Below are 20,791 nucleotides of genomic sequence, written 5' to 3'. Positions count from 1 at the left end.
CGCATGATGGCAGGCAATGAAGGCAACGGGGGCGATCCAGAGCTCGCCGGCCCTGCGCGAACGGGGTCGACGCGGGCGCCAATGTGATTTGGGCCGGTAACAGCGGCGGTCGTTCACCGCAGAACCTTGCCGAAGAAATCGCGAGCCCGCTCACTGGAGGGCGCGTCGAAGATTGCCGCAGGGTCCCCGGTTTCGACAACTTGCCCGGCATCCATGAAGATCACCTTGGACGAGACTTCGCGCACGAAGGCCATTTCATGGCTGACCAGCAACATGGTCATGCCCTCCGCGGCGAGGCTGCGGATCGCGTCGAGCACCTCGTTGACCAGCTCGGGGTCTAGCGCGGAAGTCACCTCATCCAGCAAAAGGATCTCCGGTTTCAGCGCCAGGGCGCGGGCGATGGCCACGCGCTGCTGCTGGCCGCCGGAGAGTTCATCGGGATAGGCGGTCGCCTTGTGATCCATGCCGACGAGCTTGAGCAGGCGCATCGCCTCCTCCTCGACCTCGGCGCGGGCGCGACCCTTGACCTTGGTCGGAGCCAGCGTGACGTTCCGCAGCACGGTCATGTTCTGAAACAGGTTATACTGCTGAAACACGATCGCCATGCGGTCGCGGGCGGCCCGGACGGCACGGGGGGCGGCATAGTCGATGCAGGTTCCATCGACCTCGATGCTGCCGGCGGTGACCGGCGTCAGGCCCACCAAGGCGCGAAGCACGGTCGATTTCCCCGATCCGGAAGGGCCGACCAGCGATACGACCTCGCCCCGGTCGACGGCAAAGTCGATGCCATGCAGGACAGGCAGCTTGCCGTATTTAGCGTGAATGGCGTTGACCGCGAGGTGTGGCAAATCGTTTCTCCAGGTGTTGGCCAAGCAGGCTGAGGGGGAAGGACATGAGGAAATAGCAAAGCGCGATGGTTCCGAAGACCAGGACGCCGGAATAACCCTGGTTGTTCAGCTCCTTGCCGCGAAAGGTCAACTCGAACACCCCGATCTGGCTGACCAGCGCGGTGTCCTTGATGAAGCTGACGGCAAAGGCGATGGCGGGCGGCACGATGACCGGCAACGCCTGGGGCAGGATGCACAGACGCATGGCCTGGAACCGGCTGAGGTTCATCGTCTGGGCGGCTTCGATCTGGGTGCGGGGTACGGAGTCGATGCCGCCGCGGATGATCTCGGCGGTATAGGCCACGGCGTAGATGCAGATCGAGATGACCGCGATGCTGAAAAGCGAGACATCAGACGCGATCGTCTGGATGAAGAATAACACTAGGTAGATGACCACAAGGAAGGGGATGCGCCGGAAGATCTCAACATAAGCGATGCAGAGGGCACGGAGCGGCAGCGCCCATCGGCCGGGCGCAGTGCGCAGGTAGACCAGTACCAGAGCCAGGCTGAAACCGATCAGGCAGCCAAGCAATGTCATCGACAGGGTCAGAAACGCGGATTCCCCAAGCAGGACGAGGTTCTTCCAGGCGAAGAAGTCGGGGAGTTGCGACAGAATACGGTCCATCAGAAGATCCTCGCCTTGACGCGGAAGGCCCAGCGGCCCAGCAAGGCCAGCCCGATCGAGGCGATGAAAGTCAGCACGACATACATCAGCGCCGCCACGGTGAAGTATTCCAGCCAGCGATAGTTCACGGTGGACAGGTTGATTGCCTGGCCTGTCAGCTCATCAACGCCGATCACCGCACCGACCGAAGTGCCCATGACCAGGATCACGATGAAGAAGTTGGCCAGCGCCGGGTAGATGGACTTCGCGATATGCGGCACGACGATGTAGCGGATGCGCTGTGGCAGCGACAAGCCCATGGTCTCGCCCGCCTCCATTTCGTTGGCGCGCACCGAGAGGAAACCGGCGCGCAGGATCATCGTCAGGTAGGCGCCCGCGTTCAGCGTCAGGCCGATCAAGACGCAGGCCTCGTTGGACCAGCGAATGCCGAATTCAGGCAGACCGAAGTACAGGAAGTAGATCTGGATCAGCGCAGGCGTGTTGGTGATGAAGATCACGAAGGCCTGCACCAGCCAGCGCAGGGGGCGGGGCGCAAAACTGAGACAGGCAGCGCCGACAAGGCCGATCAGGCAACCGGCTGAAAACGCGAAGACACCAAGTTGAAGGGTGAGCCACGCACCGCTGAGCAAAGCGTCGAAGTTGCGCCAGACGACGTTGAATTGAAAATTGTAGTCCATGCAGGCTTTCGGCTGTGCTTGGGAAGGACTGGGGCGCGGCAGCTCCGCGCCCCGTCGGATCCGAAAAGATCAGAAGAACGGGGTGACGGGCACTTCACGCAGCATGGGAGCGCCGTAGTTGTCTTCCCAGACGGCCTTGACCGCGCCCGAGGAATGCAGGTCATACAGGATGATGTTCAGCGCTTCGGTCAGGTTTTCATTGCCCTGGCTGACGCCAAGCCCGCAATAGGCGACGAAGATCGGTTCCGGCACCACGCGCCAGTTGACGCTCTCGTGGTTCTTGGTGAAGCCCATGAAGAAGTCGACGTTCTCGACGATGGCGTCGGCACGGCCCTGCGCCACCATGCGCACTGTGTCGGCGATGCTGTCGACCAGCTCAATCTCCACGTTGGGCATGTTCTCTTCGATCCAGCCGACGGTCCAGTTGCCACGCATGTTCGCCAGCACGACGCCGTCCTTGTCGAAATCCTCCCAGGTCTCGCCTTCGATCTTGTCGGTGGCGAGCACGGCCAGAACCTCTGTGTGCAGGGGCACGGTGAAGTCGATCAGCTTGGCGCGTTCGGAGTTGCGGGTGAGCGCGCCCATGGAAACGTCGATGCGATCCGAGACCAGAAAGGGTACGCGCTGCGCGGTCTCGGTGGGCACCCATTCGACCTCGACACCCAGCTTATCGGCGATCATCGCGCCAATCTCGATGTCGAACCCCTGCCAAGTGCCATCCTCGTCGCGGGTGCTCATGTTGGGAAAGTTCGGGTTGATGCCGATGCGGATGGTGCCGTCGGAAAGGATATCTTCAAGCGACTTTGCCTCGACCTGCGGTGCTGCACCCATGGTCAGGCCAAGGGCTGCAACGCCTGCGATAAGCCAGTTTTTCATTGTCTCTCTCCTGTCGGGACTGCGGCGCTGGTAGGGCACGCATTGTTCGTTATACGGACATTTGTCCGTTATTTAGTTTGATTGCGCAGCAGAGATCGGTCAACATTTTTTTCGACAAATCTCCCTAAGGCGCTTCTACAGAATGGCATATCTGCCTTATCTCCAGGGTATTAGCCGCAGCTACCGCTTTACAAAAAAGGCTAAGAAGTCCCGAGTAAAGTGAACTTATGTACGAATCTATTCAGCCACGAGGCACTCACCCGGTCGCAGCGCCCGACCCTGGAGGACATGCCTATCTCGGTACGCGCATGGCCTTCTCAGCGATGGCGAAGGTCTGCTAGCTGAGAGCGACCACATATTGGGCTTCTAGTGCAGGCTGCATGGGTGGCATGTAGGCAAAGGCGAATCTGTTTAGGCGCCCCAGGTCAAAGCGCGATCATGTCATCCTCCTGAGTGAGGCCGATCACTACTTAGACCCAAGCCACAGACCACCGCCCATTGCGCCGGAAACACTTAGATGGCTTGGCCGACACACTTACGGCACTAGTGAGGGTGCGGAAGAGACAAGGCGATAGGAAGCTCTGTTGTCTCGATTGGCCTACCGCAATCGTCGTTGGCGCGAGCGACGTCTTAGCGGGGTTGCCCGATTGATGTGCGGCGATGACGTGGCCCCCGCAGACCGCTACGCTTTCAAGTTCGCCAAGTGTATGCCGAGGATGCTGGTGAAACTGGCGCCGCAATCTGATCCTTTGAAAAAGCTTGCCTCACAATCTATCATGTGAACAAATGTTCGCAGAATATTATAGGTGGCCCTTGCTCTCTCCTCAAGACAACCCTGCTCTGACTGTATTTCCCAACCGCCAAATCTGGCAGTTTGGTCGAGCGACTGCGCAAACCAGGAGCAATCCCCGAGCGGCGGCGACTGATCGGCAGGTCGCCGACGGATTGGCTTTTGACCCGCCTGTCATGACGCATGTGCAGGCCAAGCGGCCCAGCTCCCTAAAGATGATCGACTGTCGCGTATCTGCGCAGATGGCAGATCATGAGGCGAGGGCCTCGAAGCTATGGCGATTTACCGCCTTGCTCTGCGAGGTGCCCAATAAGAGCCGCGTAATGAACCACCAGAACGTTTGCGGCGCGCTGCTTGCCAAGCACCTATGGCTCGCCGGTTTCGATCCAAGGCCCAACTCTTTCAAAGAGCACGAAGGCGCGAAGTTTGCTTTAGCAAGAGAAGAATTTGGCATAGGCCGCGCCTCGCGACCCGAAGTTCGGATGGCCTCTCTGTTCGCTTTCTGGCTGAGAAGAGAAGCCACCAACGATGCCTGCCATCTTAAGGATGTCCCTGACTTGGACGTGTTCGTTCGCGCTCGGACGCAGGACACATCGCAGGCTCAGGTTAAGGATCGCTTGAGAACTCGTCTGAGGGCGGATTTCACAAGAGAAGCCGTGACAGGCCCTGCCACAAACGCTCTGCACGTACCTTTCGGGCCTTCCTCGCACTTCAGTCAATACCTGCGCCGTGCGTTGCAACGCACAGCACGGCGACGCCTTTTCACCGGCCCAAAACCCTTGCCCCGACGTGACCATCGAAGAAGGGCATACGAATTCGATGCGCCACCTGGAATGCTTGACACAACGTGCGACATGCGAACAAATGTCGCGAAATAAAAAGAATTCAATCAACTGGAAGGCTGCCATCATGAGCAACGAAAACGCGCTCTGGTCCTTTGTCGAGGCAAAGAAGGACGGGTTCTGCAACTTGGCGGATCGCGTCTGGGAAACGCCGGAACTGCTGTATCAGGAAAAGCGATCGGCCGCGGCCCATCGCGAGATGCTCGAGCAACAAGGATTCCGCGTGACCGAAGCAGTCGCGGGGATCGAGACGGCGGTCATGGGCGAGGCAGGGCAGGGCGGCCCGGTCATCGCGATCCTCGGGGAATACGATGCGCTACCAGGGCTCAGCCAGCAGGCTGGTGTGGATCAGCCCACTCCGGTCGAACAGGGCGGCAGCGGTCACGGGTGCGGGCACAACCTGTTGGGCGCGGGCGCATTACTGGCGGCAACGGCGGTCAAGGACTGGCTGGAGGCCAACGGCCTGCCGGGTCGGGTGCGCTACTATGGCTGCCCCGCCGAAGAGGGCGGCGCCGCCAAGACCTTCATGGTGCGTGACGGGGTTTTCGATGACGTCGATGCGGCGATGTCCTGGCATCCGACGAACTTCAACGGCATCATCCCGCCGCTGACACTGGCCGTGGCGATGGTGGATTTCCACTTCAAAGGACGCACGTCCCATGCCGCAGTTTCTCCGCATCTGGGTCGCAGCGCGCTAGACGCGGTGGAATTGATGAATGTCGGCGTGAACTACCTGCGCGAACATGTACCGCAGGACAGCCGGATGCATTACGCGGTAACGGATTCCGGCGGGATAGCTCCCAATGTCGTGCAGGAGCGTGCCACGGTGCGCTACTCGGTCCGGTCGCTCAAGCGTCGCGACATGCAAAGCCTGGTGGAGCGGGTGACCAACGTCGCGCGGGGCGCGGCGACGATGACGGAGACCAGCGTTGAGGTCGATTTCATCTCGGCCATGTCAGAGATGCTGGATAACCCGCCGCTCTATCGGCTCTTGCAACGCCACCTCGAAGCGGTCGGGCCGGCACAATTCGACGATGCCGACAGGGACTTCGCCCGCCGGATCCAGGGAACCCTCACGGATGCGGATATCGAAGCCTCCTTCCTGGCTTCCGGCGTGGAGCCCACCGATGCCCCCATCTGCGATTTCGTCGTCCCTTACGAGACACGTGGCGTTCCGATGCTGGGCTCGACCGATCTGGGCGATATCAGCTGGAAGGTCCCCTTTGCTCAGCTGGGCGGGGGCACCATGGCGATCGGAACGCCGCTGCACACCTGGCAGACCACTGCGCAAGGCAAGGCACCGGCCGCGCACAAGGCGATGACCCAAGTCAGCAAAGCGTTGGCGGCCGCCGCCGCCGAGCTTCTGACCGATACTAAAGTGCTGGCCGAAGCGCGCGCTGATTTCGACGCGCGCCTCCAGAAAACACCCTACCAAAGCCCGCTCACGCCGGATACCCGGCCCCGCGCGGCCTAAGGAGACACCATGAGCCGAACCGATGACAAACTGGCCGCCGTTCGCGCGGCCATGACCGAACAGGGCGCAGAGCTCGTTGCCTTGGGCCCCGGCGCCCATATGCACTGGGTGCTGGGCTGGCATCCGCATCCGGACGAGCGGCTGACGCTCCTGGCTATCGGGCGCGACAGTGCGCATTTCATCGTGCCGTCGGTCAATGCCGAACAGGCCGGCGCCAATGCCGGGCTGCCGCTGATCACCTGGCGCGACGAGGACGGCCCCGAAGAGGCCCTGCGCACCCTGGCGCAGAAGGTCGGCAACGTGACGCAGCTGGTTCTGGACGAAACCATGCGCACCGATTTCTCACTTCCGCTCATAAGGACCTTCGACAGGGCAGAGCCGGTCTTTGCCGACGGCCTGATCGGGGCGCTGCGCATGATCAAGGACGAGACCGAGCTGGCAGCCTTGCGCAGCAGCGCGGCGGTAGCGGACCGCGCGATGGAAGCCGGTTTTTCCGCAATCCGGCCCGGCCTGACGGAATCGCAGGTGGCCCAGGCAATGCGCGACAGCTTCGCAGAAGAGGGCGCAGCCGTGGCCTTCACTCTTTGTGCTAGCGGCCCGAACGGCGCCTTTCCGCATCACGCCACCGGTGACCGGGTGCTGGAAGAGGGCGATGCGATCGTTTTTGACATCGGGGCGGGCTTCGGCGGCTATCCCAGCGACATCACGCGCATGGCCGCGGTGGGCAGCCTGCCCGAGGGCTACCAGGAGGTGCATGACGTGGTCGAGCGCGCCTGGCAGGCGGCCGCGGCGGCCGCGCGGCCGGGTGTCAGGGCGCATGAAGTCGACGATGCAGCGCGCAAGGTCATTACCGATGCCGGCTATGGCGAGTACTTCGTGCACCGTACCGGCCACGGGCTGGGGCTAGAGGTCCATGAGCCGCCCTACCTGACGTCCTCTTCACAGACCGTTCTGCAGGAAGGAATGGTCTTCTCGATAGAGCCGGGCATCTACATTCCGGGCCGCTTCGGGATCCGCCTTGAGGACATCGTGATCATGGGCGCGGAAGGGGTGGAGGTTCTGTCCTCGCTTCCCCGCGCCGTGCGCCTCGCGGGAGACGGGGCCTGACAATCACACCCACCTGACCGGGACAATAAAGATAACAGGGAGACTAAACCGATGAAGAACATGCTTCTGGCCGCAACGGCACTGACATTGTCGATGACGATGGCGCAGGCCGAAACGCTTCGATGGGCACGCTCCGGCGATGCGCTGACCTTGGATCCGCACGCCCAGAACGAAGGACCCACCCTGGCGCTGATGCACCAGATGATGGAGCCTCTGGTTCTGCGCAATCCCGCTGGCGAGCTTGAAGGCGCGCTGGCGACTGATTGGAGCGTGAGCTCGGACAATCCCGACGTCTGGAACTTCACCCTGCGCGAAGGTGTGAAATTCCACGACGGGGCGGATTTCACGGCAGAGGACGTGGTTTTTTCCCTAGAGCGCGCCCTGTCGGAGAATTCCGACATGAAGGGCCTGATCTCCTCGGTCGCTTCGGTAGAAGCTGTGAGCGACTATGAGGTGCGGATCACCACCAAGGGGCCGAACCCGCTGTTGCCCGCTGCGCTGCCGAACATCCTGATCATCGACAAGGATTGGGCCGAGGCAAATGACACCGTCCACGTGCAGGACGTCGAGGGCGGCGATGAAACCTATGCCTCGCGCAACGTCAACGGAACCGGGGCCTACAAGCTGGTCAGCCGCGAGGCCGACGTGAAGACCGAGATGACGGCGTTTGACGGCTATTGGGGCAAGGACACCTACCCGATCGGTTACAGCGATATCGTCTATACGCCGATCCAGAACCCATCGACCCGGATGGCGGCCCTGTTCTCGGGTGAGGTGGACTTCATCCAGGATGTGCCGGTTCAGGACCTTCAGCGCATCGAACAGGACCCGGGCCTGAAGATCGTATCCTCTCCGCAGAACCGCGTGATCTTCTTCGGTCTGAATACCTCGGACGAACTTGTGAACGGAACGCCAGAAGGGGGCAACCCGATGGCGGACAAGGCCGTGCGCGAAGCGATGAACATGGCGATCAACCGCGATGCCATCAAACAGGTCGTGATGCGTGGCCAGTCGATCCCGGCGGGCGTCATCATGCCTCCGTTCGTGAACGGGTGGAGCGAAGAGCTGAACAGCATGCCCGCGACAGATGTCGCGGCAGCCAAGGCCAAACTTTCCGAAGCGGGCTGGGGCGATGGCTTTACGGTGCAGCTGGATTGCCCGAACGACCGCTACGTCAATGACGAGGCGATCTGCCAGGCGGTTGTCGGCATGATGGCGCAGATCGGCGTCACCGTGAACCTGAACGCGCAGCCCAAGGCACAGCACTTCCCCCTGATCAGCGGTGTTGAATCCGATTTCTACATGTTGGGCTGGGGCGTGCCGAGCTACGACTCTGAGTACATCTTCAACTTCCTCTATCACACCAAGGGCGAGCTCTACGGCACCTGGAACGGCACCCACTATTCCAACGAGAAGCTAGACGAGATGACCAAGGCGATTGCCGCCGAGGTGGACCTTGAGAAACGTGACGCGATGATCGATGAGATGTGGGCCATGGCCAAGGCTGACGCAGTCTATCTGCCGATCCACCACCAGGTCCTGAACTGGGCGATGAAGACCAGCGTCGGCGCTGCGGTGGATGCGGACGACCAGGTGAAGCTCAAGTATTTCTCGGTCGAGTAAGCTAGACTGCACCTCGTGACGCCAGGCGGCAGGCCAAGCTTGCCGCCTGGCGCGTCCATCCAGTTTCATTCCTGTCGGGATACGCCAGCCTTATGCTTGCCTATATCATCCGTCGCGTGGCGCAGTCCGTTCTTGTCCTGCTCGTGACCGGCTTTGTCGCCTTTTCCATGTTCAGCTTCGTCGGCGATCCGGTAGAGAACATGCTGGGCCAGGAACGCACGCAAGCCGATGTGGACCGCCTGCGCGACCAGCTGGGGCTGGATCGCCCCTTTGCCGTGCAGTACTGGAAGTTCCTTGAACAGGCCGTGCAAGGCAACTTCGGGCTGAGCTATCGGCAGGGCCGGCCCGTGTCTGAGATCCTCGCCGAACGCCTGCCCGCGACACTGGAGCTCGCCGCCGTGTCGGGGCTCCTCGCCCTTCTTGGGGGCATCGGCTTTGGGATCTTCACGGCCATCCGACGGCGCGGGGCGGCGGCCAACGTCATCATGACCGTGTCGCTGATCGGCGTGTCGCTTCCCACCTTCCTGATCGGCATCCTCCTGATCTATGTGTTCTCGGTCGAGCTGGGCTGGCTGCCCTCCTTCGGGCGCGGCGACGTGGTCAACTTGGGCGGATGGAGCACCGGCTTCCTGACGCAAAGCGGGCTGAAGGCGCTGGTTCTGCCGGCGATCACCCTGGGCCTGTATCAGATGACCCTGATCATGCGGCTGGTGCGCACGGAGATGCTGGAAGTGCTGCGGATGGATTACATCCGGTTCAGTCGTGCCCGCGGCCTGCGCGAACGGGCAATCAATTTCCGCCATGCGCTGAAGAACACGCTGGTGCCGGTGATCACTATTACCGGCCTGCAGCTGGGTAGCATCATCGCCTTTGCCATCATCACCGAGACGGTATTCCAGTGGCCCGGCGTCGGCCTGCTTTTCATCAACGCGATCCAGTTCGTCGATATCCCAGTGATGGCCGCCTACCTGATGATGATCTCTGTCATGTTCGTGGCCATCAACCTGATCGTCGATCTGCTCTATTTCGCCATCGATCCCCGCTTGCGGATTGACGGCAAGGCCGGAGGCCACTGAAATGCAAGACAGACCAACCGAAACTTTGCCGCCAAGCGAGCCAAGCCGGCTGGCCCGCGCCTGGGACAGTGACCTGGCATGGTCATTCCGGCACACGCCCGTGGCGATGGTCTCGGCCGCTGTGGTGGTGATCCTCGTGTTGTCAGCGGTCTTTGCGCCCCTGATTGCCCCGCATGATCCGTTCGACCCGGGGTCGCTGAACCTGATGAACGGCTTTACGCCGCCGGGTCGGCCCAATGCCTTCACGCAGGACATGTTCCTGCTGGGCACCGATGACCAGGGGCGGGACGTGTTGTCAACGATCCTCTACGGGATGCGGATCTCGCTGTTCGTGGGATTCTCAGCGGTGCTGCTGGCATTGGTAATCGGGGTGATCCTGGGGCTCCTGGCGGGCTACCTCGGTGGTTGGGTCGAAGCGCTCATCATGCGGGTGGCCGACATCCAGCTGACCTTTCCGGCGATCCTTGTGGCAATGCTGATCTTTGGTGTTGCCAAGGGCATCACCCCGCCCGCCTACCGCGACCAGATGGCGATCTGGGTGCTGATCCTCGCCATTGGCCTCAGCGACTGGGTGCAATTCGCCCGCGTCGTGCGGGGCGCCACGCTGGTGGAGAAGCGCCGGGACTACGTGCAGGCCGCGCGACTGATCGGGCGAAAGCCCTTCTCTATCATGCTGCGCCACATCCTGCCAAACGTGTTGAACCCGGTGCTGGTGATCGCCACGATCTCTCTCGCGCTGGCGATCATCGCCGAGGCAACACTGTCATTCCTCGGCGTCGGCGCGCCTCCCACCAAGCCCAGCCTGGGGACGCTGATCCGGATCGGGCAGGGCTTCATGTTCTCGGGTGAGTGGTGGATCCTGCTGTTCCCGGCCCTGACCCTCTTGGCCCTGGCGCTGTCGATCAACCTCCTGGGGGACTGGCTGCGCGACGCCCTGAACCCCCGCCTGCGCTGAAGGAGAAAGAGATGAGCGAACCCGTTCTTTCTGTGCGCGACCTTGTGGTCGAAATCCCCACCCGCCGGGGCATCCTGCGGCCCGTCGATGGCGTGAGCTACGATATCACGAAGGGGGAAATCCTGGGCGTCGTGGGCGAATCCGGCGCCGGCAAGTCGATGACAGGCAACGCCGTCATCGGGCTCCTGGATCGACCCGCGCGCATTGCATCGGGTGAGATCCTGCTGACCGGAGAGCCGATCCACCATCTGAAGGGAGAGGCCCTGCGCCGCCTGCGTGGACGGCGGATGGGCATGATCTTCCAGGATCCGCTGACCTCGTTGAACCCCTTGCTGACCGTCGGCGACCAATTGACCGAAACGATCCTTGAGCACCTGCCCGTCAGCCGGGCAAAGGCGCTGAACCGGGCGGTGGCCGCGCTGGACGAAGTTGGCATTCCAGCCGCGCGCCAGAGGATTGGCAGCTACCCTCACGAGTTTTCCGGTGGCATGCGGCAGCGCGTGGTGATCGCGCTGGCGCTCTGTGCCGAACCCGAACTGGTGATCGCGGATGAACCCACGACGGCGCTGGATGTCAGCGTGCAGGCGCAGATCATCGCCCTGCTGAAACGCCTATGCCGCGAACGTGGCGTGGCCGTGATGCTGGTGACCCATGACATGGGCGTGATTGCAGAGGCCGCCGATCGCGTCGCCGTCATGTACGCCGGTCGCCTGGCAGAGCTGGGGCCGGTGCGCGACGTGGTGGGCCGCGCCCGCCATCCCTATACCACCGGGTTGATGGCCTCGACGCCGGATGCATCCCGAGGGCAACGGCGCCTGCGGCAGATCCCCGGGTCCATGCCGCGTCTGGATGCACTGCCGGAGGGCTGCCCCTTTCATCCACGTTGCGACCGGGCCGAAGTGCGCTGTCGTCAGGCGCCCGGGCCCAGCCTGACCGCCTGCGATGGCCGCGCAGCTTGCTGGTTCCCGATGCACCAGCCAGAGGAGACCCCGGCATGAGCGCGAGCATAAGACTGAAGTCGCTGACCCGCGATTTCGACGTCTCAAAACCCTGGCTGAACCGCGTGATCGAGCGGCTTCCCCGCGCCACGCTGCGTGCCGTGGATGACGTCAGCCTGGAAATCCCGGAAAACAGTGTCTACGCGCTGGTCGGCGAAAGCGGCTCGGGCAAGTCCACCATCGGGCGCATCGTGGCCGGCTTGGTCCCGGCCTCTTCGGGCGTGGTCGAAGTGAATGGCATCGACATCGTCTCCACAGGCGCGGAGCAAGCTGCAGAAGCCAGGCGCAACTTGCAGATGATCTTTCAGGATCCCTATGCCTCGCTCAACCCGCGCTGGAAGGTGCGCGACATCATCGCAGAGCCCGTCGCCATCCGGGGCGTCGCGACTGACGGCCTTGCCGAGCGCCTTCTGGAACAGGTGGGCCTGTCCGCGGCGGATGCCGGCAAGTTCCCGCATGAATTCTCCGGTGGGCAAAGGCAACGGATCTGCATCGCACGCGCCTTGGCCTCTCATCCCAGGATCATCATCTGCGACGAACCGACCAGCGCGCTGGATGTCAGCGTTCAAAGCCAAGTCCTGAACCTGATGTCGGACCTGCGCGAAGAGATGGGGCTGACCTACCTGTTCATCAGTCACGATCTGACCGTTGTGCAGCACATGGCAGATCGGATCGGCGTGTTGTACCTGGGCGCACTCGTCGAAGAGGCGCCGCGTGATCGTCTTTTCGCAGAGCCCAAGCATCCCTATACGCAGATGCTGTTTGCGGCCGCGCCGCGCATGGACGCCTTTGGCCGCGAAGTCGAACCACCCAAGGGCGAAATCCCCGATGCTATCAATCCGCCTCCTGGATGCCACTACCATCCGCGCTGCCCGCTGGCGACGGACCTGTGCCGCAGCGTGGTCCCGGAAACTCGAAGGATCGGCGCAACCCGAGTGCGCTGCCATCACGCGGAATAATAAACTAGGGTAGCAGCTAAACACCTCAAGCTAGTCCCTCGGAGCAAGACAAACCCTTGCCCTGGTCCTACCACGAATTTGCTTCCCGCAAAGGCCTACCGCGGCGCGCTACGCCTCGACTAGCTCCGCAAAGGTCGACTTACTCAACCTTTCTGTGACGAAATGAAGAGCCATGTCGCGCATACCGAACGGAATGCGCTGCGACCACGAAACCATAAGGCTTGCTCGGCGCCGCTAAGCGAGCCGGGTATTAACGGCCCAACCAATTCTATTAACATAATCTCTATTAGAGGCTGTCCAGAATAACCTGCCCCGGTCAGCGAAATGGAGGCACGCGCAAGGTAGCGCCTCAACGCAAGCCAGCTTCGATCGGCAGGCAGGTTCCGGTGATCCCGGCCGCCAGTGGCGATGCAAGGAAGCACGCGGCATTTGCGACGTCTTCCTCGGTCACCAGCCGGCCCAGAGCCGTTTCGGCGGACAGCTCCGCAATGGCCTGTTCCATCGACGTGCCGCCCTTGGCCGCGCGCGCCTCGATCCGTCCGCGCAAGGCATCGGTCATCACCGGCCCCGGTGCCAGAGCATTGACGCGCACCCCGTACCGTCCCAAGTCCTGAGCGGCCGAGCGCGCCAATCCGAGGACCGCGTGTTTCGTTGTGGTGTAAAGAGCCTGGTCGGGATGGGCCTTGTACCCGTTGATCGATGCCATGAGCACCACTGCCCCCCGCGATAGGCGCAGGCACGGTGTGGCGCATTTCAGGCATAGCGCAACGGCCCGCACGTTCAGGGTAAAGGCCGCGTCCCACTCCTCCATGTCCAATGCCTCGATCCGCCGCCAGGGCGGCACGCGTCCGGCATTGGCAATCAGGATGTCCAGCGCTCCCAGCTCGGCCAGACCGTCAAGCAGGTTCGTTTCGACATCAGGGGCGGTCAGATCCAAGGGAAGACGGTGCCAGCCCTTGGGCAATTCGACCCGGGACAGCACGTCGGGCAGGTCCAGCACGCAGACAGAGGCCCCGGCCTGCGCGAGGGTCTTGGCGATGGCCCGGCCCAGGCCCTGAGCGCCGCCCGTGACAAGCGCGGTTTTGCCTTCAAGCGTGATCATGTCGGCGTCCTTTCGATGCTTTCTGTGCGGAATGGGCGCAGCTGCCGCCACTGCGGTTTAGGACACGCAGGCTATCCCAGGTCCCGCTCACGCTCCTGTTGAGGTGAAGGCGCCACGGGTGCGGCGCCATCCTCGACAGGGCAGTCTGGTCATTTAGAGGTCGGTGGAAACTCAAGCTATCTCAGCGACTTGACGCCATCATCCCCAAGGGAAACCTGTGCTCACAATCCGCCGATGCAGGTGTACCGGGTTTCGAGATAGTCATCGAGGCCCTGCCAGCCGCCTTCCTTGCCCATGCCGGATTCCTTCAGACCGCCGAAGGGGATTTCCGGGGTCACGATCAGCACTTCATTGATACCGATCAGCCCGTATTCCAACCCGTCCTGAAGCCGGAACGCGCGCCCCAGGTCGCCGGTATAGGCATAGGCGGCAAGCCCGTAGACCGTGTCATTGGCCATGGCGATGACCTCTTCCTCGGTCTCGAAACGGTAGACCGGGGCAACAGGGCCGAAGATCTCTTCCTGGGTGACGCGCATTTGCGGCGTGGCGTCGGCGATGACGGTCGGGGTATAGAACAGCCCGCCGCGTTCATGCGCTCTCCCGCCGGCCAGCACACGCCCGCCCTTGTCCACGGCGTCCTTCACCAACTCAGAGATCTTTTCCAAGGCGGGGGCGTCGACCAGCGGGCCTTGTTCCGCACCCTCTTCGAGGCCCGGCGCGACGTTCAGCGCCTTCGCACGTTCCGCCAGCCGCTCGACAAAGGTGTCGTAGATGCCAGCTTGGACGTAGACGCGGTTTGAACAGATGCAGGTTTGCCCGGCGTTGCGGAACTTGGCAATCATGGCGCCATCCACGGCCCGGTCGACATCCGCGTCGTCAAACACGATGAAGGGGGCGTTGCCCCCCAGTTCCATGCTGACCTTCTTCACCGTTCCGGCGGCACCGCGCAGCAGCTCCTTGCCGATCTCCGTCGACCCGGTGAACGTGACCTTGCGCACCAGGGGGTTGTCCATGATCTCTCCGCCGATGGCGCGGGCCGAACCGGTCAGGATGTTGACCACCCCTGGCGGGAAGCCGGCGCGCTCTGCCAGAATTCCCCAGGCAAGCCCGCTATAGGGGGTCGCTGTTGCCGGTTTCACCACAACCGGGCAACCCGCCGCCAAGGCCGGCCCCAGTTTGCGTGCCAGCATGGAGCTGGGAAAGTTCCACGGCGTGATAGCTGCGACGACGCCGACGGGATGCTTGGTCGTCATCAGGCGTCGATTGGGCCAGGGCGACGGGATGACCTCACCTCGGGTGCGGCGCGCCTCTTCTGCGAACCATTGCACATAGGCCGCCGAAGACATCACCTCTCCCCGGGCTTCGGCCAGCGGCTTTCCCTGCTCCATCGTCAGGATGCGCGCAAGATCCTCGGCGTTCGCAGTGATTTCCGCCGCCAGCGCCCGCAGCAGCGCGGCGCGCTCTGTCACCGTCTTTGCAGCATAGGCGGGGAAGGCCGCGTGGGCGGCTTCGATGGCCCGGCGGGTTTCGGCCGCGCCGGAATTAGGCACCTGTCCGATGACCTCTCCGCTGGAGGGGTCGGTGACGTCTATCGTGCCTCCGTTATCGGCCCCTACCCATGCTCCACCGATCAGGTTGGTCTGACGCATCCAGTCCGACATGCGACTCTCCTATTTTTGCGTACATTTGTTCGTATAACGAACACCTTGCGCATTTGGCAACAAAAGTTCGCCAACCAAAGGCTCATCAGAGCGAAAAGGGTGCCAGATCCACGTCAGGCGTCATGCCAAGCGACAGCGCCGCGATGGCCTTTGACACCACGGGCCCGGCGGTGAAGCCCATCCAGGGGAAAAGGTTAAGGAAGAAGCCCGGAACTTGCGGCACCTCGCCCAAGACGGGCCGCCAATCGGGCGTCCCGTTCACCATGGCGGCCCAACTGCGCACGATCTGGACATCGGCCAGCGCCGGCACAAGGCGCTGCGCCAAGGCGAGGTTGCGCAGGGTCGATCGGTGATCGACCACCGGGCCGCCGCGCATGCGCGCGGGCCATCCACCGCCAATCAGAAAGCCGCCCTCGGCGGCCTGTTTCAGGGTCAGCTTCTCGGACGTGAAGTACAGGAGCCATGGCAGCAGAGGGGGGCGTTTCTCGGTGACACTGACCTGGATGGCATGGGCTTCGATCGGGACGGAAACGCCCAACATCGCTGCCACTTCCGCCGCCTGTGCGCCGGCGGCATTGACGACACGGGCAGCGTGAACGGGGGTGCCGCCCGCTGTAATGACGAATCCCCCGTTTTCACGGTCAATTGCCGTGACCGGGGCATTGCGGCGTAGCGCCGTCCCCGCTTCGATGGCACGGCTGGCAAACAGGGGCGCGACACGGAACGGGTCGGCCTTGCCTTCGATGGGACAAAAGGCACCGCCCGGAAAGCCCTTCGTCAAGAAGGGCGCCTGTTCGGAAAGGTCCTGCGCGCTCCAGATATCGATGCGCAAACCCTGCGCCCGTTCGATGGCGGATTTCTCTTGCAGCATCTCTAGCTCGGCCTTTGACCCGGCCACCATCAAGCCGCCCTTGCCGACAAAACCGAGCTCTCCGCCCAGCTCCTTTTCGAGCCCCGCCCAAAGGTCGATCGACTTTATGAAAAGTGGGAGCACCTCGGCATAACGGCGCGCCCAATCGGCCCCGAGATTGCGGAACGGGTCGAAGGGGATCTGCGCGTGGATTGACCCCGCATTTGACCCGGACGCGCCCAGGTTCAAATCCCGTCGCTCCAGCAAGATCACCCGCGCCCCGGCGCGCGCCGCATAATATGCGGTAGCCGTTCCAGCCAACCCCCCGCCGATGATCGCAAGATCGTAGCGCATGAACAAATCCCCGTTGAAGACTCTCTTATGTTCGATATACTAACTTTTGTCCGCATAATGAACATACAGATTTTACTGACACGGAGGTTCCCCCCAATGGCACTAGAAGTCGCCGCCAGTACTTTTCCGCATCTCTACTCGAAAACCGGGCTGGACTCCTTGCGCCACCTGCGCGGGCTGGGCTACCGCAATTTCGAGCTGATGATCTTTCCGCCGCATTGCTGGCCTGCAGAGCTGTCGCGCAACGACGTTCGCGCCTACAAGTCCTGGCTGGATGGCGAAGGCGCTCGGATCACGTCCCTTTGCTATCCGCTGATCGATAACAACCCCAACGCTCCGGACCGCCTGATGCGCGATTACACGGTGGATCGCTATCGCGAGACCATCGACCTGGCTGCGGATCTGTCGTGCCCCTACGTGGTAATGATCCCGGGGCCCCATGGCGGGCTGATCGATCCGCCCAAGACCTGGCTGGACGACTGGTTCGTCGAGAGCGCGCAAAAGGTGGTGGAGCACGCCAAAGGCGCCAATGTCCGCATCCTGCTGGAAAACGTTCCCTTCACGCATCGCCCCACCGCCCTGGACATGAAGGAGCTCTGCGAGCGGATCGGTGATGTGGGCGTGAACTTCGATGTCTGCAACTCGATCTACATCAAGGAGGACCCGGCCGAGGCGATCCGGATGCTGGGCGACCTGGTCGAGAACGTGCACATTTCGGATACGCCGGCGGATGTCTTCAAGCACGAATGCCTGGGCACCGGAATCGTCGATCCCGGCCCCACCCTGCAGGCCCTGAAAGACATTGGCTACGACAAGATGACCGTTCTGGAAATCATCGCCGACGCCAATGATCCCGCCAACGACCCTGATGGCGACTATCGCAAATCCCACGCCATCCTCGCCGACCACGGCTGGGCCGCGCTGTAATCCGGAGAGAGATATGAAAGAGTTTCGTGGAAGCTACTCGGTAAATGTCACGCCCTTTACCGAGGATGGTGGCGATATCGACCTTGCTGCCAACCGCCGCTTTGTCGACTGGCAGATCGCGCAAGGCGCGCCCGGGATCATCATCCTTGGTACATCGGGCGAGTTCCTGACCGTCACCGACGATGAGCGTCGCCGCTATATCGAGGATACGGTCGCCCATGTGGATGGCCGCATCGACGTGCTGGTGGGGGCCGCGAACGCGCATTCCCCGACCGCCGCCCGCTATGCGCGCGAAGCGCAGGACGCCGGTGCCCAGGGCCTGATGATCATCCCACCCTACTATTACACCCCGACCGAGGACGAGATCGTCGGCTATTACGACACGATAACCCGGACCTGCGATCTTCCGATCATGCTCTATAACAACCCGGTCACCTCCAACGTCGACATGTCCGCGAAACTGGTCGGCCGCCTGACCCGCGAATTCGACACCGTCCGCCACATCAAGGAGGCGTCGATGGACGTCGCCCGCGTCTACGACATCGTCGAAGAGACCGAAGGCGTCATGAATGTATTTGCCGGCGAGCGGATCGTGGAAAGCTTCCTTCTGGGCGCTGTGGGATACGTGAACCCCTTCGGCAATTACATCCCGCGCGCCTCTACCAGGATCTGGGAGCTTCTGGAGGCCGGCCGGATCGAGGATGCCAAGCGCATTCAGCGCCACATCACGGTGATCGAACACGTCATCGCCGAAGGCCACCCAACCTACGGGCATCAGTGTTATTCCAAGGCGCTGGCGGCCAAGGCGGGCTACCCGGTTGGTGACGTCCGTCCCCCGCTGACCACCTTTGCCTCGCTCGGCGCTGAAGATCTGGCCAAGGCCGAACGGTTGAAGGGCATCATGGATGAGCTTGACAAGCTTATGGACGAACTCGAAAGCAGGGCGGCATGACAGACATTCCGCTATTCACGCCCTTTCAACTGCGCGGCGTCACCTTTCCCAACCGGATCATGCTGGCACCGATGTGCCAGTACCAGGCCATCGACGGTGTGCCCAATGCCTGGCACCGCGCGCACCACGGGCGCTATGCCACCTCGGGCGTTGGCTCGGTCGTGGTGGAGGCGACGGGCATCAGTCCAGAGGGCCGCATCAGCCCCGGTTGCACGGGGCTTTACAATGATGCACAGGTCGCCGCATGGCGCGAGGTCACAGACCTATACCGTGCGCAAGGCATTCCTGTCTTCGTGCAGATCAACCACGCCGGGGCCAAGGCCTCGACCAAGCGGCCCTGGGACGGGGCGGGTCCTCTGGATCCACAGGGATCAGGACCGGCCTGGCAGACCTTCGCGCCCTCTGCCCTGCCCGCCCGCGAAGGCTGGCATACCCCCCAGGCGCTTGATGCTGCCGGGATCGAGGGTGTGATCCGCGATTTCGCCGCCGCCGCCCGACGTGCCATCGAGGCCGGCTTCGACGGCGTAGAGATCCACGGCGCCCATGGCTACCTGCTGCATGAATTCATGTCGCCGTACTCCAACCGTCGCACCGATGACTATGGCGGGCCGGTGGAAAACCGGATGCGCCTTCCGGTTGAAGTAGCCCGGGCCGTGCGGGCCGCGCTGCCGGACGACATGCCGCTTCTTTACCGCGCCTCCTGCGTCGATGGCGAAGGCGGCGGGCTGACGCTGTACGACACCGTCGCCCTCAGCCATGCCCTGCGCGCCGAAGGGGTCGACATGATCGATGCCTCGGGCGGGGGGATCCCGGCTGGCATGCGGCTGACCCAGCAAAAGCCGGAGCCGGGTTTCCAGGTTCCCTTCGCAGAGCGTATACGCCAGGACACCGGCCTTCCGACCGTGGCCGTCGGCATGATAAGCGACCCCGAGCTGGCCAACAGCATCGTGGCAGAGGGCAAGGCCGACCTTGTTGCGCTGGCCCGTGGCATGCTGAGCGACCCTGCCTGGCCGTATCACGCCGCGCAAAAACTGGGACATCCGGAGCCCGCGTCGATCCTGCCAAAGCTCTATGCGTTCTATCTGAAGCTTGCGTCCTGACCCCAAGAACATGAACCGGCGCCGGTAACACGGCGCCGGTCAGCTCTAAACGTCACGAAAAAGGTGAAACAGCACAGCGGGACCTTCAGGGACGGGGTCGTCTAGCTGCCTCTTTCAGCCGGTCTCAGCGAATGTAGCTGGCCCCGTTCACGTCCAGCGTCGCGCCGGACAGGTGGTGGCACTGGCCCGACAGGCAGAAGGCGGCCAGCGCGGCGATGTCCGACGGCGGCACGAACGCCCCCATGGTCAACCGGTCTTCAACAACATGGCGCCCGCCCTGGCTTTCAGCAAAATCTCGGCTCATCTTGGTGTCCACGACACCAGGTGCGATGATGTAAGTGCGGATACCATCACGGGCATAGCCGGTTGCGACAGTCTGCAAGGCAGCCTTGAAGGCCGCTTTCGACGCGGCATAGGCGATGGTCTGCGGATTGGTGACACCTTTCTGCGCGGCCCAGCTGGAAATCCCGACGATCTCACCGCCACCGCGCTCACGGAAATGCCGCACCGCCTGCCGGAGAAGGATCGAGGCCGCGAACACGTTGACCTGGAAGGTTTCGGACCAGACATCGGCCCAGTCTTCATCCGTATCGTCGATGCCGCCGGCAAAGCGCATGACCGCCGCGTTGTTGACCATGCCATCCAGGCCGCCGGTTAGCTCCACCGCCTTTGCAAAGATCTCTTCAGCGCCACCGGGCGCGGCAAGATCCCCTTGCAACAGGATCGCACGCTCCTCAGCCACGCCCTCCAGGGCCGCTTGGGCGCCCGCGCGATCCCGGCCGTAATGCGCCACGACCCGCGCTCCACGGGCTGCAACCTCTCGGGCGATCTGCTGTCCAATTCCCTTGGAGGCGCCCGTGACAAGCACCGTCTTGCCCTTCAACATCGGCTTTCCCTTTCCGGCGCTCTTGACGCCATTCGACATTTCGCACAATTGTTCACATAACGAACACTAG

At 62.6% G+C, this 20,791-nt stretch carries 18 protein-coding genes; 10 read left to right on the top strand and 8 right to left on the bottom strand.

Features of this window, described 5'->3' with window-relative positions; all coding sequences use genetic code 11:
- Nucleotides 1-113: 113 nt before the first annotated feature.
- From HCZ97_RS07815 to HCZ97_RS07800, 4 genes are all read right to left on the bottom strand, one after another.
- On the bottom strand, nt 114-848 hold the full coding sequence (locus HCZ97_RS07815; RefSeq protein ID WP_167688139.1) for an amino acid ABC transporter ATP-binding protein: 735 nt from the start codon (nt 846-848) through the stop codon (nt 114-116).
- Nucleotides 814-1,512, bottom strand: a complete 699-nt coding sequence (locus HCZ97_RS07810; protein WP_167688138.1) for an amino acid ABC transporter permease — start codon at nt 1,510-1,512, stop codon at nt 814-816. The genes HCZ97_RS07815 and HCZ97_RS07810 overlap by 35 nt, the downstream gene beginning before the upstream one ends.
- The gene (locus HCZ97_RS07805) at nt 1,512-2,189 is read right to left on the bottom strand and encodes an amino acid ABC transporter permease (RefSeq protein ID WP_167688137.1); all 678 of its coding nucleotides are present in this window, start codon (nt 2,187-2,189) and stop codon (nt 1,512-1,514) included. Before HCZ97_RS07805 ends, HCZ97_RS07810 begins: the two co-directional genes overlap by 1 nt.
- A 69-nt stretch (nt 2,190-2,258) precedes the next feature.
- Nucleotides 2,259-3,065 carry a transporter substrate-binding domain-containing protein gene (locus HCZ97_RS07800; protein ID WP_167688136.1) on the bottom strand — a complete coding sequence of 269 codons (807 nt, stop codon included), beginning with the start codon at nt 3,063-3,065 and terminating at the stop codon, nt 2,259-2,261.
- A gap of 1,579 nt (nt 3,066-4,644) precedes the next feature.
- Here HCZ97_RS07800 and HCZ97_RS07795 point away from each other — a divergent pair.
- From HCZ97_RS07795 to HCZ97_RS07765, 7 genes are all read left to right on the top strand, one after another.
- The gene (locus HCZ97_RS07795; protein WP_368484336.1) at nt 4,645-6,171 is read left to right on the top strand and encodes a M20 family metallopeptidase; all 1,527 of its coding nucleotides are present in this window, start codon (nt 4,645-4,647) and stop codon (nt 6,169-6,171) included.
- 9 nt (nt 6,172-6,180) lie between these two features.
- Nucleotides 6,181-7,278: a Xaa-Pro peptidase family protein gene (locus HCZ97_RS07790; protein WP_167688134.1), complete on the top strand. Its 1,098-nt coding sequence runs from the start codon at nt 6,181-6,183 to the stop codon at nt 7,276-7,278.
- Between the two features lie 51 nt (nt 7,279-7,329).
- Nucleotides 7,330-8,901 carry an ABC transporter substrate-binding protein gene (locus HCZ97_RS07785; RefSeq protein WP_167688133.1) on the top strand — a complete coding sequence of 524 codons (1,572 nt, stop codon included), beginning with the start codon at nt 7,330-7,332 and terminating at the stop codon, nt 8,899-8,901.
- 92 nt (nt 8,902-8,993) lie between these two features.
- Entirely contained in the window at nt 8,994-9,977 is a 984-nt protein-coding gene (locus HCZ97_RS07780; protein WP_167688132.1) for an ABC transporter permease, read from the top strand.
- Nucleotide 9,978: 1 nt separating this feature from the next.
- On the top strand, nt 9,979-10,932 hold the full coding sequence (locus tag HCZ97_RS07775; RefSeq protein WP_167688131.1) for an ABC transporter permease: 954 nt from the start codon (nt 9,979-9,981) through the stop codon (nt 10,930-10,932).
- Nucleotides 10,933-10,943: 11 nt separating this feature from the next.
- Nucleotides 10,944-11,930, top strand: a complete 987-nt coding sequence (locus tag HCZ97_RS07770; RefSeq protein ID WP_167688130.1) for an ABC transporter ATP-binding protein — start codon at nt 10,944-10,946, stop codon at nt 11,928-11,930.
- A complete protein-coding gene (locus HCZ97_RS07765) occupies nt 11,927-12,889 on the top strand; it encodes an ABC transporter ATP-binding protein (protein WP_167688129.1) in 963 nt (320 codons plus the stop codon). The genes HCZ97_RS07770 and HCZ97_RS07765 overlap by 4 nt, the downstream gene beginning before the upstream one ends.
- A gap of 349 nt (nt 12,890-13,238) precedes the next feature.
- On the opposite strand, the gene HCZ97_RS07760 is transcribed toward HCZ97_RS07765, so the two are convergent.
- The 3 genes from HCZ97_RS07760 to HCZ97_RS07750 all read right to left on the bottom strand — a co-directional run bounded on the left by HCZ97_RS07760 (nt 13,239) and on the right by HCZ97_RS07750 (nt 16,856).
- Nucleotides 13,239-13,991 (bottom strand): SDR family NAD(P)-dependent oxidoreductase, encoded by a 753-nt coding sequence (locus HCZ97_RS07760; RefSeq protein WP_167688128.1) that lies wholly within the window; start codon nt 13,989-13,991, stop codon nt 13,239-13,241.
- Between the two features lie 221 nt (nt 13,992-14,212).
- Entirely contained in the window at nt 14,213-15,652 is a 1,440-nt protein-coding gene (locus HCZ97_RS07755) for an NAD-dependent succinate-semialdehyde dehydrogenase (RefSeq protein ID WP_167688127.1), read from the bottom strand.
- A gap of 85 nt (nt 15,653-15,737) precedes the next feature.
- Nucleotides 15,738-16,856 (bottom strand): FAD-binding oxidoreductase, encoded by a 1,119-nt coding sequence (locus HCZ97_RS07750; RefSeq protein WP_167688126.1) that lies wholly within the window; start codon nt 16,854-16,856, stop codon nt 15,738-15,740.
- Between the two features lie 96 nt (nt 16,857-16,952).
- On the opposite strand from HCZ97_RS07750, the gene HCZ97_RS07745 reads away from it, so the two are divergent.
- From HCZ97_RS07745 to HCZ97_RS07735, 3 genes are read left to right on the top strand one after another with little or no spacing between them, the layout of a single operon-like run.
- Entirely contained in the window at nt 16,953-17,783 is an 831-nt protein-coding gene (locus HCZ97_RS07745) for a sugar phosphate isomerase/epimerase (RefSeq protein WP_167688125.1), read from the top strand.
- A gap of 13 nt (nt 17,784-17,796) precedes the next feature.
- On the top strand, nt 17,797-18,735 hold the full coding sequence (locus tag HCZ97_RS07740; protein ID WP_167688124.1) for a dihydrodipicolinate synthase family protein: 939 nt from the start codon (nt 17,797-17,799) through the stop codon (nt 18,733-18,735).
- A complete protein-coding gene (locus HCZ97_RS07735) occupies nt 18,732-19,835 on the top strand; it encodes an NADH:flavin oxidoreductase/NADH oxidase (RefSeq protein WP_167688123.1) in 1,104 nt (367 codons plus the stop codon). The genes HCZ97_RS07740 and HCZ97_RS07735 overlap by 4 nt, the downstream gene beginning before the upstream one ends.
- A 124-nt stretch (nt 19,836-19,959) precedes the next feature.
- Here HCZ97_RS07735 and HCZ97_RS07730 read toward each other — a convergent pair whose 3' ends face one another.
- Complete coding sequence (locus HCZ97_RS07730) at nt 19,960-20,721, bottom strand: SDR family NAD(P)-dependent oxidoreductase (RefSeq protein ID WP_167688122.1); 762 nt, start codon at nt 20,719-20,721, stop codon at nt 19,960-19,962.
- Nucleotides 20,722-20,791: the final 70 nt, after the last annotated feature.

The sequence above is a fragment of the Pseudooceanicola sp. HF7 genome (genome assembly GCF_011806405.1).
Lineage (GTDB): Bacteria > Pseudomonadota > Alphaproteobacteria > Rhodobacterales > Rhodobacteraceae > Pseudooceanicola.
Note: the sequence above shows the minus strand (reverse complement) of the source record. Positions and strands in the feature narration are given on the sequence as shown.

Bases quoted from the DNA above. Each gene is read 5' to 3' on its own strand.
- HCZ97_RS07805 (WP_167688137.1), bottom strand. From the start codon at position 2,189: ATGGACTACAATTTTCAATTCAACGTCGTCTGGCGCAACTTCGACGCT.
- HCZ97_RS07765 (WP_167688129.1), top strand. From the start codon at position 11,927: ATGAGCGCGAGCATAAGACTGAAGTCGCTGACCCGCGATTTCGACGTC.
- HCZ97_RS07735 (WP_167688123.1), top strand. From the start codon at position 18,732: ATGACAGACATTCCGCTATTCACGCCCTTTCAACTGCGCGGCGTCACC.
- HCZ97_RS07745 (WP_167688125.1), top strand. From the start codon at position 16,953: ATGGCACTAGAAGTCGCCGCCAGTACTTTTCCGCATCTCTACTCGAAA.
- HCZ97_RS07785 (WP_167688133.1), top strand. From the start codon at position 7,330: ATGAAGAACATGCTTCTGGCCGCAACGGCACTGACATTGTCGATGACG.
- HCZ97_RS07800 (WP_167688136.1), bottom strand. From the start codon at position 3,065: ATGAAAAACTGGCTTATCGCAGGCGTTGCAGCCCTTGGCCTGACCATG.
- HCZ97_RS07770 (WP_167688130.1), top strand. From the start codon at position 10,944: ATGAGCGAACCCGTTCTTTCTGTGCGCGACCTTGTGGTCGAAATCCCC.
- HCZ97_RS07730 (WP_167688122.1), bottom strand. From the start codon at position 20,721: ATGTTGAAGGGCAAGACGGTGCTTGTCACGGGCGCCTCCAAGGGAATT.
- HCZ97_RS07755 (WP_167688127.1), bottom strand. From the start codon at position 15,652: ATGTCGGACTGGATGCGTCAGACCAACCTGATCGGTGGAGCATGGGTA.
- HCZ97_RS07810 (WP_167688138.1), bottom strand. From the start codon at position 1,512: ATGGACCGTATTCTGTCGCAACTCCCCGACTTCTTCGCCTGGAAGAAC.
- HCZ97_RS07780 (WP_167688132.1), top strand. From the start codon at position 8,994: ATGCTTGCCTATATCATCCGTCGCGTGGCGCAGTCCGTTCTTGTCCTG.
- HCZ97_RS07775 (WP_167688131.1), top strand. From the start codon at position 9,979: ATGCAAGACAGACCAACCGAAACTTTGCCGCCAAGCGAGCCAAGCCGG.
- HCZ97_RS07760 (WP_167688128.1), bottom strand. From the start codon at position 13,991: ATGATCACGCTTGAAGGCAAAACCGCGCTTGTCACGGGCGGCGCTCAG.
- HCZ97_RS07790 (WP_167688134.1), top strand. From the start codon at position 6,181: ATGAGCCGAACCGATGACAAACTGGCCGCCGTTCGCGCGGCCATGACC.
- HCZ97_RS07740 (WP_167688124.1), top strand. From the start codon at position 17,797: ATGAAAGAGTTTCGTGGAAGCTACTCGGTAAATGTCACGCCCTTTACC.
- HCZ97_RS07750 (WP_167688126.1), bottom strand. From the start codon at position 16,856: ATGCGCTACGATCTTGCGATCATCGGCGGGGGGTTGGCTGGAACGGCT.